The organism is Streptomyces sp. NPDC096324 (assembly GCF_044763015.1).
Taxonomy (GTDB): Bacteria; Actinomycetota; Actinomycetes; order Streptomycetales; family Streptomycetaceae; genus Streptomyces.
This window is the reverse complement of sequence record NZ_JBIWFK010000022.1, coordinates 81,850-97,520: the sequence shown is the minus strand read 5'-3', so window position 1 is coordinate 97,520 and position 15,671 is coordinate 81,850. Positions and strand designations below refer to the sequence as shown.

13 protein-coding genes are annotated in these 15,671 nt (G+C 70.6%); 10 read left to right on the top strand and 3 right to left on the bottom strand.

What is annotated here, in order from left to right:
• Positions 1 to 30: 30 nt before the first annotated feature.
• From ACIQ7M_RS37985 to ACIQ7M_RS37965, 5 genes are all read left to right on the top strand, one after another.
• Positions 31 to 1,146 (top strand): undecaprenyl/decaprenyl-phosphate alpha-N-acetylglucosaminyl 1-phosphate transferase, encoded by a 1,116-nt coding sequence (locus tag ACIQ7M_RS37985; protein WP_403652930.1) that lies wholly within the window; start codon positions 31 to 33, stop codon positions 1,144 to 1,146.
• Between the two features lie 147 nt (positions 1,147 to 1,293).
• Positions 1,294 to 3,138 (top strand): molecular chaperone DnaK, encoded by a 1,845-nt coding sequence (dnaK, locus tag ACIQ7M_RS37980; RefSeq protein WP_355762794.1) that lies wholly within the window; start codon positions 1,294 to 1,296, stop codon positions 3,136 to 3,138.
• Positions 3,135 to 3,794 (top strand): nucleotide exchange factor GrpE, encoded by a 660-nt coding sequence (gene grpE, locus ACIQ7M_RS37975; RefSeq protein ID WP_355762797.1) that lies wholly within the window; start codon positions 3,135 to 3,137, stop codon positions 3,792 to 3,794. Before dnaK ends, grpE begins: the two co-directional genes overlap by 4 nt.
• A gap of 33 nt (positions 3,795 to 3,827) precedes the next feature.
• Positions 3,828 to 5,015 carry a molecular chaperone DnaJ gene (gene dnaJ, locus ACIQ7M_RS37970; RefSeq protein WP_355762800.1) on the top strand — a complete coding sequence of 396 codons (1,188 nt, stop codon included), beginning with the start codon at positions 3,828 to 3,830 and terminating at the stop codon, positions 5,013 to 5,015.
• 7 nt (positions 5,016 to 5,022) lie between these two features.
• Positions 5,023 to 5,475, top strand: a complete 453-nt coding sequence (locus ACIQ7M_RS37965; protein WP_355762803.1) for a heat shock protein transcriptional repressor HspR — start codon at positions 5,023 to 5,025, stop codon at positions 5,473 to 5,475.
• A 72-nt stretch (positions 5,476 to 5,547) separates the two neighbouring features.
• Here ACIQ7M_RS37965 and ACIQ7M_RS37960 read toward each other — a convergent pair whose 3' ends face one another.
• Entirely contained in the window at positions 5,548 to 7,218 is a 1,671-nt protein-coding gene (locus ACIQ7M_RS37960; RefSeq protein WP_403652924.1) for a fibronectin type III domain-containing protein, read from the bottom strand.
• A 280-nt stretch (positions 7,219 to 7,498) separates the two neighbouring features.
• Between ACIQ7M_RS37960 and ACIQ7M_RS37955 the strand changes: the two genes are divergently transcribed.
• On the top strand, positions 7,499 to 8,623 hold the full coding sequence (locus ACIQ7M_RS37955) for a substrate-binding domain-containing protein (protein WP_355762808.1): 1,125 nt from the start codon (positions 7,499 to 7,501) through the stop codon (positions 8,621 to 8,623).
• A gap of 786 nt (positions 8,624 to 9,409) precedes the next feature.
• On the top strand, positions 9,410 to 10,474 hold the full coding sequence (locus ACIQ7M_RS37950; RefSeq protein ID WP_355762810.1) for a helix-turn-helix transcriptional regulator: 1,065 nt from the start codon (positions 9,410 to 9,412) through the stop codon (positions 10,472 to 10,474).
• A 68-nt stretch (positions 10,475 to 10,542) separates the two neighbouring features.
• Here ACIQ7M_RS37950 and ACIQ7M_RS37945 read toward each other — a convergent pair whose 3' ends face one another.
• Positions 10,543 to 11,535: a helix-turn-helix transcriptional regulator gene (locus tag ACIQ7M_RS37945; protein ID WP_355762813.1), complete on the bottom strand. Its 993-nt coding sequence runs from the start codon at positions 11,533 to 11,535 to the stop codon at positions 10,543 to 10,545.
• A gap of 182 nt (positions 11,536 to 11,717) precedes the next feature.
• On the opposite strand from ACIQ7M_RS37945, the gene ACIQ7M_RS37940 reads away from it, so the two are divergent.
• Both ACIQ7M_RS37940 and ACIQ7M_RS37935 read left to right on the top strand, forming a co-directional pair.
• Positions 11,718 to 11,939 carry a hypothetical protein gene (locus ACIQ7M_RS37940; RefSeq protein ID WP_355762816.1) on the top strand — a complete coding sequence of 74 codons (222 nt, stop codon included), beginning with the start codon at positions 11,718 to 11,720 and terminating at the stop codon, positions 11,937 to 11,939.
• Complete coding sequence (locus ACIQ7M_RS37935) at positions 11,936 to 12,271, top strand: hypothetical protein (RefSeq protein WP_037614653.1); 336 nt, start codon at positions 11,936 to 11,938, stop codon at positions 12,269 to 12,271. Before ACIQ7M_RS37940 ends, ACIQ7M_RS37935 begins: the two co-directional genes overlap by 4 nt.
• Positions 12,272 to 12,477: 206 nt before the next feature.
• Here ACIQ7M_RS37935 and ACIQ7M_RS37930 read toward each other — a convergent pair whose 3' ends face one another.
• The gene (locus tag ACIQ7M_RS37930) at positions 12,478 to 12,891 is read right to left on the bottom strand and encodes a pyridoxamine 5'-phosphate oxidase family protein (protein ID WP_403652918.1); all 414 of its coding nucleotides are present in this window, start codon (positions 12,889 to 12,891) and stop codon (positions 12,478 to 12,480) included.
• A gap of 129 nt (positions 12,892 to 13,020) precedes the next feature.
• Here ACIQ7M_RS37930 and clpB point away from each other — a divergent pair, with 129 nt between their 5' ends.
• On the top strand, positions 13,021 to 15,633 hold the full coding sequence (gene clpB, locus ACIQ7M_RS37925) for an ATP-dependent chaperone ClpB (RefSeq protein WP_403652915.1): 2,613 nt from the start codon (positions 13,021 to 13,023) through the stop codon (positions 15,631 to 15,633).
• The last annotated feature ends 38 nt before the right edge of the window (positions 15,634 to 15,671 follow it).

Sequence of the window (15,671 nt, the reverse complement as noted above, 5' to 3'; positions counted from 1 at the left end):
TACTGTGACAATTACCCCTAAATTGGCGATGTGCTGTACGGAATCACGGCCGCCACCGCCGCTCTGCTCCTGACCGCCACGCTCGTCGCGCTGCTGCGGTCGTTCTCCCTGCGCCTCGGCCCGGCCGACGGGAGGGGGCTTCCCGCGCGCCGGGCGAGGCCGCGGGCTCCCGGAAGGGCGCGGCCGGTCCCGCTCCTCGGCGGGCTCGCCGTGGCCGGCGCGACGGCGCTCGTCGGCTGGGCCGGAGACTGGACCGGCGCCGCCCCGCTCGGGCCGGAGACCGGCCGGCTGCTGATCGCCGCGATCGCGGTCGCCCTGCTCGGCCTGGCCGCCGATCTGCTGCCCGTGCCCCCGGTGGTGTGCGGGGCGGGGGTCGCCGTCGCCGCCGCGCTGACCGTCCCCTACGACGAACTCGGGCTGCCCGCCGGAGTGCTGGCGGTGGCCTGGACCGTCCTCGTCACGCACGCCTTCCGCGCGCTGGACCACGCCGACGGGGTGGTGGGAACGGTCGGTGTCATCACCGCGTTCGCCCTCAGCGGCTGCGCGGCCGCCGAGCTCATGGACGGGCTCGCGGCGCTGCTCAGCGTGCTGGCCGCCGCCCTCACGGGCTTCCTCATGCACGGATGGCCGCCGGCCCGGATCGCGCCGGGGCGGTGCGGGGCGCTGTTCGCCGGCTTCCTGCTGGCCTCCGCGGTCGTGCGGGTGCACGCCGAGCGGCCCGCCGGGCCCGGCCTCGCGGCGGCCTTCGCGCTGACGGCCGTGGCCACCGCGGACGCCGTCCTGGTCCTGGTGTCGCGGCGGCGCGCGGGGCGGCCGCTGCTGCGTCCGGCACCGGACCATCTGGTGCACCGGCTGCGGCGGGCGGGGCTCACCCCCCAGGGGGTCCTGGTCGTGACCGGACTCGCGGCGTTCGCGGCTGCGCTCGTGGGGCTGTGCATCGACCTCGGATGGCTGGGGGCGGGAGCCGCCTGGTGGGTGGCCGGTGCCGTGGCGGCGGTCGCCGTCGTGGGGGCCGTACGTCCCGGGGTGCGCCCCCGCCGGGCTCATCCGCATGCGATCCCCGCCCCCGGGGGACCCGTCCCGAGGGCGCTCGGGCGTCCTGGGCGTCCCCGTCCGGAGGCTCCCGGCGCGGTAAAGGTTCACTGACACAGCGAGAAAGCCGCAGGTCAAAGGCTCCATGCGTGTAAGGAGCGGATAAGAGTTGAGCCCCTGCGACTCAGGTCTGTTGACCGGAAGGCGGACGTCGTGCACACTTGAGCCCGTTCCACTCAAGTCATTGCTGGAGGAATCGAAATGGCACGTGCGGTCGGCATCGACCTGGGCACGACTAACTCCGTCGTCAGCGTTCTCGAAGGCGGCGAGCCCACCGTCATCACCAACGCCGAAGGCGCCAGGACCACGCCGTCCGTCGTCGCCTTCGCGAAGAACGGCGAGGTGCTCGTCGGCGAGGTCGCCAAGCGCCAGGCGGTCACCAACGTTGACCGGACCATCCGTTCGGTGAAGCGTCACATGGGCACCGACTGGAAGATCGAGCTCGACGGCAAGAGCTTCAACCCGCAGCAGATGAGCGCCTTCATCCTGCAGAAGCTGAAGCGCGACGCCGAGGCGTACCTGGGCGAGAAGGTGGCCGACGCGGTCATCACCGTCCCGGCGTACTTCAACGACTCCGAGCGCCAGGCGACGAAGGAAGCCGGCGAGATCGCCGGTCTCAACGTCCTTCGTATCGTCAACGAGCCCACCGCGGCCGCCCTGGCGTACGGCCTCGACAAGGACGACCAGACGATCCTCGTCTTCGACCTCGGTGGCGGCACCTTCGACGTGTCCCTCCTGGAGATCGGCGACGGCGTCGTCGAGGTGAAGGCCACCAACGGTGACAACCACCTCGGTGGTGACGACTGGGACCAGCGCGTCGTCGACTACCTGGTGCAGCAGTTCCGCTCCGGCCACGGCGTGGACCTCGCCAAGGACAAGATGGCGCTCCAGCGTCTGCGCGAGGCCGCCGAGAAGGCCAAGATCGAGCTGTCCTCGTCCACCGAGACCTCGATCAACCTGCCCTACATCACGGCTTCCGCCGAGGGCCCGCTGCACCTGGACGAGAAGCTCACGCGCGCCCAGTTCCAGCAGCTGACGGCCGACCTGCTGGAGCGCTGCAAGACGCCGTTCCACAACGTCATCAAGGACGCCGGCATCCAGCTCTCCGAGATCGACCACGTCGTTCTCGTCGGCGGCTCCACCCGTATGCCCGCCGTCGCCGAGCTCGTCAAGGAGCTGACCGGCGGCAACGAGGCCAACAAGGGTGTGAACCCGGACGAGGTCGTCGCCATCGGCGCGGCCCTCCAGGCCGGTGTCCTCAAGGGCGAGGTCAAGGACGTCCTGCTCCTCGACGTGACCCCGCTGTCCCTCGGTATCGAGACCAAGGGAGGGATCATGACCAAGCTCATCGAGCGCAACACCACGATCCCGACCAAGCGTTCCGAGATCTTCACGACGGCCGAGGACAACCAGCCGTCCGTGCAGATCCAGGTCTACCAGGGCGAGCGCGAGATCGCGGCGTACAACAAGAAGCTCGGAATGTTCGAGCTGACCGGTCTGCCGCCGGCCCCGCGCGGTGTCCCGCAGATCGAGGTCGCCTTCGACATCGACGCCAACGGCATCATGCACGTGACCGCGAAGGACCTCGGCACGGGCAAGGAGCAGAAGATGACCGTCACCGGCGGCTCCTCGCTGCCGAAGGACGAGGTCGACCGCATGCGCCAGGAGGCCGAGAAGTACGCGGAGGAGGACCACGCCCGCCGCGAGGCCGCCGAGACCCGCAACCAGGGCGAGCAGCTCGTCTACCAGACCGAGAAGTTCCTCAAGGACAACGAGGACAAGGTCCCCGGCGAGATCAAGACCGAGGTCGAGGCCTCCGTCGAGGAGCTGAAGGCCGCGCTCAAGGGCGAGGACAGCGCCGAGATCCGCACCGCCACCGAGAAGGTCGCCGCGGTCTCGCAGAAGCTCGGCCAGGCCATGTACGCCGACGCCCAGGCCGGCCAGGCCGCGGGCGGCGACGCCCACGGCGCCGAGGCCCCGAAGGCCGACGACGACGTCGTCGACGCCGAGATCGTCGACGAGGACCGCCGGGACGGTGCCGCGTGACGGAGGAGACCCCGGGCTTCGAAGAGCAGCCCGACGTCCCTTCCGGCGCCACCTCTGACGACGCCGAGCCGCAGTCCGCCACCCCCTCTGCGGAGGGGGCGGCGGCCCCGGACGGGGACGCAGCAGCACAGTTGACCGGTCTGACCGCCCAGCTGGACCAGGCGCGCATGGCAGTGACCGAGCGCACCGCGGACCTCCAGCGGCTCCAGGCCGAGTTCCAGAACTACCGCCGCCGTGTCGAGCGCGACCGGATCGCGGTCAGGGAGGTCGCCGTGGCGAGCCTCCTGACCGAGCTCCTGCCCGTGCTCGACGACATCGGCCGCGCGCGGGACCACGGCGAGCTCGTCGGCGGATTCAAGTCCGTCGCCGAATCGCTGGAGACCGTCGCGGCGAAGATGGGGCTCCAGCAGTTCGGCAAGGAGGGCGAGCCCTTCGACCCGACGATCCACGAGGCCCTGATGCACTCGTACGCGCCGGACGTCACGGAGACGACGTGCGTGGCGATTCTGCAGCCGGGGTATCGCTTCGGCGAACGCACCATCCGCCCCGCGCGGGTGGCCGTCGCCGAGCCGCAGCCCGGGGCGCAGGCGGTCAAGGCCGAGGACTCGGCCGAGGCGGCGGACGACAAGGAGAGCGGTGGCCCGGACGAGGGCTGAGCTTGAACGGACGAGGAAGGAGGGACGTCGGGGATGAGCACCAAGGACTTCATCGAGAAGGACTTCTACAAGGTCCTCGGCGTCCCCAAGGACGCCACCGAGGCCGAGATCAAGAAGGCGTACCGGAAGCTCGCCCGCGAGTTCCACCCGGACGCCAACAAGGGCAACGCCAAGGCCGAGGAGCGCTTCAAGGAGATCTCCGAGGCGAACGACGTGCTCGGCGACCCCAAGAAGCGCAAGGACTACGACGAGGCACGCGCCCTCTTCGGCAACGGCGGCTTCCGTCCGGGTCCCGGCGCGGGCGGCGGCAACTTCAACTTCGACCTGGGTGACCTCTTCGGAGGCGGCGCCCAGGGCCAGGGAGCGGGAGGGGCCGGCGGCTTCGGCGGCGGCATAGGTGACGTCTTCGGGGGCCTGTTCAACCGCGGCGGTGCCCCCACGGGCACGCGTACGCAGCCCAGGCGCGGCCAGGACATCGACACCGAGGTCACTCTCTCCTTCACGGAGGCGGTGGACGGCGCGACCGTTCCGCTGCGCATGACCTCGCAGGCGGCCTGCAAGGCCTGTTCGGGCACCGGCGACAAGAACGGCACACCGCGCGTGTGCCCGACCTGTGTCGGCACCGGGCAGGTGGCGCGGGGCTCCGGGGGCGGTTTCTCGCTCACGGACCCCTGCCCCGACTGCAAGGGGCGCGGCCTCATCGCCGAGCACCCCTGCATGGAGTGCGCGGGCAGCGGGCGGGCCAAGTCGTCCCGCACGATGCAGGTCCGGATCCCCGCGGGCGTCAGCGACAACCAGCGGATCCGGCTGCGGGGCAAGGGCGCGCCGGGCGAGCGGGGAGGTCCGGGCGGCGACCTGTACGTCACCGTCCATGTGGACGCCCACCCGGTCTTCGGCCGCAAGGACGACAACCTCACCGTCACCGTGCCCGTCACCTTCGCGGAGGCGGCGCTGGGCGGCGAGGTGAAGGTGCCGACGCTGGGCGGCCCGCCGGTGACGCTGAAGCTGCCGCCGGGCACGCCCAACGGACGGACCATGCGCGCCCGGGGCAGGGGCGCGGTCCGCAAGGACGGCACGCGCGGCGACCTCCTGGTCACCGTCGAGGTGACGGTCCCCCAGGACCTGTCCGGCAAGGCTCGTGACGCGCTGGAGGCGTATCGCGAGGCGACCGCGGGTGAGGATCCGCGGGCGGAGCTGTTCCAGGCCGCGAAGGGAGCATGACGGAGCTATGGACACGACCGGTCGTCGACGCAACCCCTATGAACTGACCGAGGAAACCCCGGTCTACGTCATCTCGGTGGCCGCCCAGCTCTCCGGGCTGCACCCGCAGACCCTGCGTCAGTACGACCGGCTCGGTCTGGTCTCTCCCGACCGCACCGCCGGCCGGGGCCGGCGTTACTCGGCCCGTGACATCGAACTGCTGCGCACCGTGCAGCAGTTGTCGCAGGACGAGGGCATCAACCTCGCCGGCATCAAGCGCATCATCGAGCTGGAGAACCAGGTGGCCGCGCTCCAGTCCCGTGTGGCGGAGCTGGAGTCGGCCCTGGACGGAGCGGCGGTCGCCATGCAGCAGCGTGAGGCCGCCGTGCACGCCTCCTACCGGCGTGACCTGGTCCCGTACCAGGAGGTCCAGCAGACGAGCGCCCTGGTGGTGTGGCGCCCCAAGCGGACGTCCGAGTAGTTCCCACGCTCACCCGAAGGGGCCCGGCGGTTCACCAGAACCGGCGGGCCCCCTTCGCGTGCCGTCGGGCGTTCAGCGGTTGACCATGACCTCGACGGAGGCGGCGTGCTCGCCCGTCCGGCCGTAGGCGTCCACGGCGCGGACGGAGACCGTGCAGGGGCCCGTGTACTGCGGGGTCCAGGAGAGGGTGTCCGACGCGGAGAACAGGGTGCCGCTGGAGCCGCAGGCGCCGGAGACGTCCCACGAGTACCCCTTCAGCAGCCTTGCCTCGTCACCGGTCCCGGGCCGGACCCCGACGCTGATCGGGAAGCGGGTTCCGCCTTCGGAGACCACCGTCAGCCGAGGCGCGGCGGGTCCGGTGGCGGTGGCCGGCGTCAGACGGTCGACGGTGGTCCGTGCCGAGGGACTCGACTCGGCTCCTCCGCCGTCGACCGAGGCGACGTAGTAGTACGCGGTGCCCTTCGGGGCGGCGGTGTCGTCGTAGGAGACGGCGGTCGCCCCGGCGCCGCCCACCAGGATCCAGGCGCCCTGCGCGGACGTACGGCGGTAGACGTGGAATCCGGTGACCGTCGCGTCGGGGTCCTGTGCCGGGGTCCAGGAGACGCGGGTGGACGCGTCGGCGGGTGTGCCCAGGACCGACGTCGGCACGGGGGCCGTGGAGTCCTCCGGGCGCACGAGCGTCACGCCGTCGGAGACGGGGGAGATGTTCCCGGCGCCGTCGACGGCCTGGACGGTGTACCGGTAGCCGGTCCCCGCCTCGGCGACCGGGTCCGTGTACGAGGTCCCGAACACGGGCTCGGGCCCGTCGGGGTCGTTCCGCCCGGGCGGCGCGGCCCACACCTCGTAGTGGTCGACGTCCGCGGAGGAGGCCTGCCAGGTCAGGGCGTTGCCCGCGGTGGTGCCCTGGCCCGCCAGGCCGGTGACGCGCGCCGGCGCCGTCCGGTCGGTGGTGGTCACCGGGCGGTCCGTGGTGCCCGTGGACTCGTTGCCCGCCTTGTCGTGGGCGCGCACCTCGTAGTAGTAGGTGGCGCCGGTCGCCGGGAGGGAGGTGTCGGTGTACGAGGTGGCGGTCGTCGTGGTCCGCAGCGTCCACGCGCTGCCGCCCCCGAGGCGGCGGTAGACGCGGTAGCCGGCGAGGTCCATCTCCTGGTTCCTGGACCAGGAGACCTTGGCCCGGCCGGTCGCGGTGTCGTAGGACGCCGCGGAACCCGTGGGGACGAGTGGCTTGATTTTGTCGGTACTGGCGGAAGTGACGGGTTTGTAGGCGAAAGTGATGTTCGCCTTGCCTGTCCAGTTGACGAAATCGACGCGCAGTGTGTGCTTTCCAGACGGAATGCTCAGGTTGACCGTTTTGGACCGTGTGGCCGACACGTTCTTCCAGAGGTCGACTTTGCGCACACCGTCCAGATAAACGCGTATTCCGTCCTGGGTGGTGACGGGCAGGCTGAACGGGCCGCCCGAGCCGAAGTCGCGGGTCACCGTCCAGCGGACGCCGAAGTTGTCGGCGGGAAGTCCGGACGCGGGCGCGCCGGAACCCCAGTTCTGGTCGATCGCGGAGTCGCAGTCCGTCTTCTTCGGCGTGCCCGAGAAAGTGGTGTTCGCGTAGAACTGCCGCTTATAGACGGGCGATGTGCAGTTGGTCACTGCGGAGGCGGTCGTCCCGGCTGCGGTGAGCAGCCCGCCCGCGGTGGCGAGCACGAGGGCCGAGGAGACGGCGCCCTTCGTGCCAGGGGCTCTGTACATGTGTTCCTTCGGGTCTGCCGATCGTCAACGGCGGTTAAAAACCGTCGACGATCACGACTCCTGTGAACGGAAGTTGGTTGTACCTGTGAATGACAGAAGGTGAAGCTGAGGGGATCGGTCGATGGATGGGCGTAGTCTTTTCCCGTCGCGTTCACTTGTGGAACACGAAACGCCGTTGCCATCTCGTTAAGTGGTTACTCCTTGACGCTGAGGTGATCGCCGCGTTGGCTTTCAGCCACCTGGGTCGCAATGCTGCAACCTCGCCCGGAAGGCACCTGATGTGAAGACTCGTAACACCGGCCTCCGCCGTACCGTCATAGCGGTGGCCTCGTCCGCCACCGCCCTCACCCTTGCCGGATGCGGCGTGGCCGGCTTCGGCGGCGGCAGTAGCTCGGCCAGCGCCACGAAGGGCGACGACATCACGGTCGGCCTGCTCCTTCCGGAGAAGGCGAACACCCGTTACGAGAAGTTCGACTACCCGATCATCCGGGAGCAGGTGCAGAAGCTCACCGAGAAGAAGGGTGACGTCCTCTACCTGAACGCGGAGCAGGACGCCGCGAAGCAGCTCCGTCAGATGCAGCAGATGATCGACGACAAGGTCGACGTCATCCTCGTGGACGCGGTCGACTCGGTGACGATCGCCAAGGGTGTGCGCAAGGCCAAGGAGGCCGGGATCCCGGTCATCGCCTACGACCGCCTGGCGCAGGGCCCGATCGACGCGTACATCTCCTTCGACAACGAGCTGGTCGGCGAGACCCAGGGCAAGGCCCTCGTCGCCGCGCTGGGCGCCAACTCGGCCTCGAAGAAGATCATCATGATGAACGGCTCGCTGACCGACCCGAACGCCGCGCAGTTCAAGTCGGGTGCCAAGTCCGAGCTCGAGGACAAGGTGATCATCGCCGCCCAGTACGACACCAAGGACTGGAACCCGGTCAACGCCAAGGCCAACATGGAGAAGTCCATCCAGTCCGTCGGGCTGAGCAACATCGCCGGTGTCTACGCCGCCAACGACGGCATCGCGGGCGCGGTCATCGACGCGTTCAAGGCCGCGGGCGTCAGCAAGGTGCCGCCGGTCACCGGCCAGGACTCCGAGCTCATCGCCGTGCAGCGGATCATCAAGGGCGACCAGTACATGAGCGTGTACAAGTCGTACCCGCAGGAGGCCAACGCGGCCGCCGAGATGGCCGTCGCCCGGGTCCAGGGCCGCTCGATCGAGTTCGACGCGCTCACCCGCGACAAGGTCAGCAGCCCCACGGACAAGGACATCCCGTCCCAGCTCGTGCCCGTCGTGGCGCTCACCAAGGACAACATCCAGGACACGGTCGTCCAGGACGGCATCTACCCCGTCGCCAAGATCTGCACGGTGCCCTACAAGTCGCTCTGCGGCTCGCTCGGCATCAAGTAGGACGCCCCGCCCGGCCGTCTCGGCACCGAGACGGCCGGGCGAGGACCAGCACGGTTCCGGCCCCGCCCGCGGCTGCGCGCCCCCAGCGCCCACCCCCGCCCGGGGCCGTTCCGCTGCCCGGACCCCGGGGGCCCCTCGGCCGCCCCGCACGGCGGCCCCCGCGGAAGCGCTGTACGCCCGTCTCCCGCCCGCGCGCCCCAGCTCCTCACTCCGGCGCACCCGCCCCCTCCACGCCACCTCTCAGCGCCCGCACGCCCCTTCCGGGCGTGATCGCCGGCTCGTGGCGGCCGAGGACCTGTTGACCGCCCCGCACGGCGCGGGCGCCGCCGCCGATCTCGGCGACCGCCACCGGGCGTTCGCGAAGGGGGTCGGTCGATAGGGGGGCCGGTCGCGCTCGCTGCGGGGGGTGTGAACTTTCCGGCGTCGCGGGTGGGGCGGCTCGGGTCGCGGTTCCGGGGGCGGGGTCGTTCCGGCGGGGCGGGCGGGGTGGGTGGGGTGGGGGTGATCGTTTCAAGTCCCTGTTCGGTGAACCGAGTTGGGCCTTCGGGGCGGGGAGCCGGGGAGGGGGCTCCGAGGGGTGTTCGGGGGATGGGGCGGGGGGTCTTCAGGTTGTTGCAAGGGGCGCGGAGGAGGTCGGGATTTATGGGGATGAGCCGGGGCGAACGGGCGCTCCTCGGCCGCGCAGCCTTGTTGCGGTGCAGGACGCGTCCGCGCATAGTTGCGCTGCGGAGGACGCCCTGACGCGGGGCTCACGCCAGGGGTTGGAGCTGGAGCCAGGGGTGGGAGATGGCCGGGCACGGGACGGACAGGCATCCGCACGGCGCTGACCGGCTGTGCGATGCGGGCGACCGGGTGTACTCCCGGGCCGTGCGGCGGGGCCGGGTGCCCCGCGAGGACGCCGAGCCGGTGCCCTGCCTGCTGGAACTGGCGCTGCTGCACCCCGATCCGGACGACATGGGCTGGCTGGTGCCGACCTCGCCCCAGGAGGTCATGAACCGGCTCCTGCGCGGCGTCTACGAGGAAGTCAGCGCGAGCCAGGCGCGGGTGGGCGACGCGGTGTCGGCCTTCGAGTGGTACGCGGGCCTCGGCGGCCGGGTACGGGCACCGGCCGAAGGCGTCGCGATCAGGGTCCTCGACGGGCTGCCCCGGATCCACGCCGCCATGGACAAGGCCACCGAGGAGTGCACCCGTGAGGTCCTGACGGTGCAGCCGGGCGGTATCCGGCGCGAGGACGAACTCGTCGAGGGACTGCACCGGGCGCTGGAGATGCGCCGGCGCGGGGTGCGGATGCGCGATCTGTACACGCACGTGGCCCGGCACGGCCAAGGACTCCTGAACTACATGGAGTTGATGGGCGACGCCGCCGAGGCCCGTACCCTCGACGAGGTCGTGGAGCGGCTCATCCTCTTCGACCGCACGGTCGCGTTCATCCCCGCCAACTCGGACCGCACGATCGCGCTGGAGCTGCGTCACCCGGCGCTGGTGGACTACCTGGTCACGGTCTTCGAGCGGCTGTGGCGCCTCGCGATCCCGCTGACCTCACCCATGCCGTCGACGGGCATCGAGGGCATCACCCACCGGGAGCGGTCCATCGCGGCCCTGCTGGCCGAGGGCCACCAGGACGCGGTCGTCGCGGAGCGCCTGGGCATCAGCGTGCGGACCTGTCGGGCGCACATCGCCAGGCTGTCGGAGACGCTGGGCGCGGCGAGCCGGACGCAGTTGGGCGTACGGATCGCCCAGGCGGGTCTCGACGGGCCGCAGCGTTCCCCCGGACCCGAACCGGTCGTCGTCGCCGAGGCCGCCTCGAAGGCCCCCGCCGTCCCCGACCGCGGTTCCCCGACCGGCCGTTGAGCGCGGCGGCCCGGGAACGACTCCCGGAGCCCGGCCGGGCCCGTCGTACGCTCTGCCGTCGGCCGGCGTCACTCCCCTCCCTCGGGCTGGTCCAGAAGCCCCGACTGCGCGATCAGGAAGCCGAGTTGGGCCCGGCTCCCGCTGCCGAGGGCGGAGGCCAGTTTGGCGATGTGGGCGCGGCAGGTGCGGACGTTCATGCCGAGGCGGCGGGCGATGGCCTCGTCCACGTGCCCCTCGATGAGCAGTTTGGCGATCGAGCGCTGGACGCCGGTGATGCCGTTGGGGCCGACGTCGTTCGGGACGTCCTCGGTCAGCGGGACCGCCCGCTGCCAGAGCTGCTCGAAGACCTTGCTCAGGTACAGCACGAGTCCGGGGTGGCGGAGTTCGAGGGCGACCCGCCGGTCGTCGCTGGCCGGGATGAAGGCGACGGTCCGGTCGATGACGATCAGCCGCTCGATGAGTTCCTCGAGGGTACGGACCTGGATCCGGCCCCCGGATATGCGCTCGACGTACGCGAGCGTCCCCTGGCTGTGCCGCGCGGTGTGCTGGTACAGCGTGCGGATGCGCACCCCGCGGTCGGTGAGCGGCCGGTCGCGCTCCAGTGCCTGCATCAGGGCGTCCGCGGGCCGGCCGCCGCCCGGCTGGATCGTCAGCATCTCCGTCTGGCACTCGGCGGTGGCCGAATTGAGTGCCGCGTTGATGCGGTCGAATCCCTCGAGGACGGTGATGGCGTGGATACTCGCGGTGCTCTGTGTGCTGATCGCGATGAACGGGTCGAAGGAGTCGGTCAGTTCGATCGCGAGCCGGCGGCGTTCCTGGATCTCCCGTTCCAGGGGCTGCAGGCGCTGGGCGAGCGCGACCGACGGCGGGACGGGGCGCAGCCACTTCTCGTCGTCGGGGTCGGGATGAAGCAGCGCGAACTCCAAGAGGCAAGGGGCTGTTTCCACTTCGACCCGCGTGATGCGGCCGGAGTGCAACGCACTGGCGTAAAGGCGTGTTCCTTCGTCACACAACGTGGTGACAGCGTGGGGATGTGTCGGTTGTGAGTAGTTTGTGGGCAAATCTCCACCCCCCAGGGTCCTGAACGTGCAGGAACATGATGCATCGCTGCTGTGGCATTGACGTGCCTGAATGAGCCATCGTCTTGTGACGACGGGGGAGAAGATTCCATCAAGTGAGGACGAAGCCGACTATGCGAGCGAGATTGCTTGGTTCAGTGCTTGCCGCAGTCTTCTCTGTCGCTGTGGCGTCCGGCTCCCTGGGAGCCTCGGGTCTTGATGCCGGGGGTGCCCGGACCTGGGCCGGCCCGGACAGCGGTTGGACCAGCGTGAAGGCGGCCATGGCGGACAGCGGCTGGACCGCCGCCGAGGCCGTGCCGGGCGACAGCGGCTGGACCGACATCGAGGCCGCGGCGCTCCCGGGCGACAGTGGCTGGACGGTCATCTCCGCGAGCGCAGAAGCATGAGCATTCCTCCCGACGACCGCTCCTTCCGCCGAGAAATGGCCACGGCCTACCGCTCCGGCTGGCACTTCATCGACCTGGTCACCGCCATCCCCTACAGCGGTGACTCGCTGATGGTGACCGTCTTCGGAGAGCCCGTCGTCGTCACCCGCGACGACGACGAGGACGTACGGGCCTACCGGTGTCTGCGGCGGCCTCGGGGGGCGCCGCAGCCCGTCCGGTGCGCCATCCGGTATGGAATGATCTTCGTGAACCTCGATCAGCGTGACCACCAGCTCACCGGACCGGACGTCCCGGACGTCGAGACCATCGCAGCCACCCCCCGCAGTGCCTGACGCGATTCCCCCGTCGTAGTAGATCGCGCAGGTACTTCCCCCCGCAGCGGCGTCACCGTGACCTGAACACGGTGACGCCGCTGCAGTTTCCGGTGAAATCTCCGGGTCTGAGCCCGTCCGTGCCAGGGCCGTCCGTGCCAGGCCTGTCCGGGCCGGGCCCGTCCGTTCCCGGGGCGCCGTCGACCGCGGGATGTCCCTCGGAGGTCTCATCCGCGGCCCATCGCCGCCGTGAGTTCGATCTCGATCGCCACCCGGGACGGGTTCGGCGCCGGCATGCGCTCGTAGCGCTCCGCGTAGCGCCGTACCGCCTCCGCGACGCGCTCCGGGTCCGCGGTGACCCGCGCCCGTCCCTCCAGCGTCGCCCAGCGTGCGCCGTCCACCTGGCAGACCGCCACCCGCGCCCCGTCCGGCCCGGCCGCCAGGACGTGGGCCACCTTCCTGCTCGACTTGTTCGTGATGACCCGAGCGAGACCGGCCTCGGGGTCGTATGTAACGCCGACGGGCACCACGTGCGGGCTTCCGTCGGGCCGCGGGGTGGTCAGCGTGCACAGATGGCGCTCGCGCCAGAAGCTCAGGTAGGCGGCGTCGGGCTGCCGGGGGTGCACCGGATGGGAAGCCATGAGGCCTGAATCTACGCCTGGTGGGCGTCCGATTTCCCGTCCTTGCAGCCTTGAGTGGAATAGACTCAACTTTGTGTACGCTGGACGGGTCAGGGATCTGTCGGGCACCAGGAGGAGGAGAACGCGAACGTGGACGCCGAGCTGACCAACAGGAGCCGGGACGCGATCAACGCGGCCAGCAACCGCGCGGTGCGGGAGGGGCACCCGGACCTCACCCCCGCCCACCTGCTGCTCGCTCTGCTCGAGGGGCAGGACAACGAGAACCTCATCGATCTGCTGGCGGCCGTGGACGCCGATCAGGCCTCGGTCCGCTCCGGCACCGAACGCGTGCTCGCCGGCCTGCCCAGCGTGACCGGCTCCACCGTCGCGCCCCCGCAGCCGAACCGCGAGACCCTGGCGGTCATCGCCGACGCCGCCGAGCGGGCCAAGGAGCTGGGCGACGATTTCATCTCCACCGAGCACCTGCTCATCGGCATCGCCGCGAAGGGCGGGACCGTCGGCGACGTACTCTCCCGGCAGGGCGCCAGTGCGAAGAAGCTGCTGGACGCGTTCCAGAAGACACGGGGAGGGCGCCGGGTGACGACCGCGGATCCCGAGGGCCAGTACAAGGCGCTCGAAAAGTTCGGCACGGACTTCACCGCCGCGGCCCGCGAGGGCAGGCTCGACCCCGTCATCGGCCGGGACCACGAGATCCGCCGGGTGGTGCAGGTCCTGTCCCGCCGTACGAAGAACAACCCCGTCCTCATCGGCGAGCCCGGCGTCGGCAAGACCGCCGTCGTCGAGGGGCTCGCCCAGCGGATCGTGAAGGGCGACGTCCCCGAGTCCCTGAAGAACAAGCGGCTCGTCTCGCTCGACCTGGGCGCGATGGTGGCCGGCGCGAAGTACCGGGGCGAGTTCGAGGAGCGCCTGAAGACCGTGCTCGCGGAGATCAAGGACTCCGACGGGCAGATCATCACCTTCATCGACGAGCTGCACACCGTCGTGGGCGCCGGAGCGGGCGGCGACTCCGCCATGGACGCGGGCAACATGCTCAAGCCCATGCTCGCCCGCGGCGAGCTGCGCATGGTCGGCGCGACCACGCTGGACGAGTACCGCGAGCGGATCGAGAAGGACCCGGCGCTGGAGCGGCGCTTCCAGCAGGTGCTGGTCGCCGAGCCGACCGTCGAGGACACCATCGCCATCCTGCGCGGACTCAAGGGCCGCTACGAGGCGCACCACAAGGTCCAGATCGCCGACTCGGCCCTGGTGGCCGCCGCGAGCCTGTCCGACCGCTACATCACCTCCCGCTTCCTCCCCGACAAGGCCATCGACCTCGTCGACGAGGCGGCCTCACGGCTGCGCATGGAGATCGACTCCTCCCCGGTCGAGATCGACGAGCTCCAGCGTGTCGTCGACCGGCTGAAGATGGAGGAGCTGGCGATCGGCAAGGAGACGGACCCCGCCGGCAGGGAGCGCCTGGACAGACTGCGCCGCGACCTCGCCGACAAGGAGGAGGAGCTGCGCGGTCTCAACGCCCGCTGGGAGAAGGAGAAGCAGTCCCTCAACCGCGTCGGTGAACTGAAGGAGAAGCTCGACGAGCTGCGCGGCCAGGCCGAACGCGCGCAGCGCGACGGTGACTTCGACACCGCCTCCAAGCTGCTCTACGGCGAGATCCCCACCCTGGAAAGGGACTTGGAGGAGGCCTCGCAGGCCGAGGAGGAGGTCGCCAAGGACACCATGGTGAAGGAGGAGGTCGGACCGGACGACATCGCGGACGTCGTCGGCGCCTGGACCGGCATCCCCGCCGGCCGCCTCCTGGAGGGCGAGACGCAGAAATTGCTGCGCATGGAGGCGGAGTTGGGCCGCCGTCTGATCGGCCAGACCGAGGCCGTGGGAGCGGTGTCCGACGCCGTGCGGCGCACCCGCGCCGGGATCGCCGACCCGGACCGGCCCACCGGCTCCTTCCTCTTCCTCGGCCCGACGGGCGTCGGCAAGACCGAACTCGCCAAGGCGCTCGCCGACTTCCTCTTCGACGACGAGCGGGCGATGATCCGCATCGACATGTCGGAGTACGGCGAGAAGCACAGCGTGGCCCGGCTGGTCGGCGCGCCTCCCGGGTACATCGGCTACGAGGAGGGCGGTCAGCTCACCGAGGCGGTGCGCCGCCGCCCGTACAGCGTGATCCTGCTCGACGAGGTGGAGAAGGCGCACCCGGAGGTCTTCGACATCCTGCTCCAGGTGCTGGACGACGGGCGGCTGACGGACGGTCAGGGGCGGACGGTCGACTTCCGCAACACCATCCTGATCCTCACCTCGAACCTGGGCAGCCAGTTCCTGAGCGGGCAGGCACTCGCCGATCCGTCGGCCTCCGAGGAGGAGCGCAGGCGGCAGGTCCTGGAGGTCGTCCGGGCGTCCTTCAAGCCGGAGTTCCTGAACCGGCTGGACGACCTCGTGGTGTTCTCCGCCCTCGGCCCGCAGGAGCTGGAGCGCATCGCACGCCTCCAGATCGACTCCCTGGCGCGACGGCTCGCCGAGCGCCGGCTCACCCTGGAGGTCACCGACGCGGCACTGGCCTGGCTCGCCGAGGAGGGCAACGACCCGGCGTACGGAGCGCGCCCGCTGCGGCGCCTCGTCCAGACGGCCATCGGGGACCGGCTGGCGAAGGAGATCCTGGCGGGCGAGGTCAAGGACGGCGACACCGTCCGGGTGGACGCCTTCGGCGACGGCCTGATCGTGGGGCCGGCCACCGGCAAGACGCTGTAGCCGGCACCTGAATCCGGCAGGGAGGGGTCCGTGGCGTA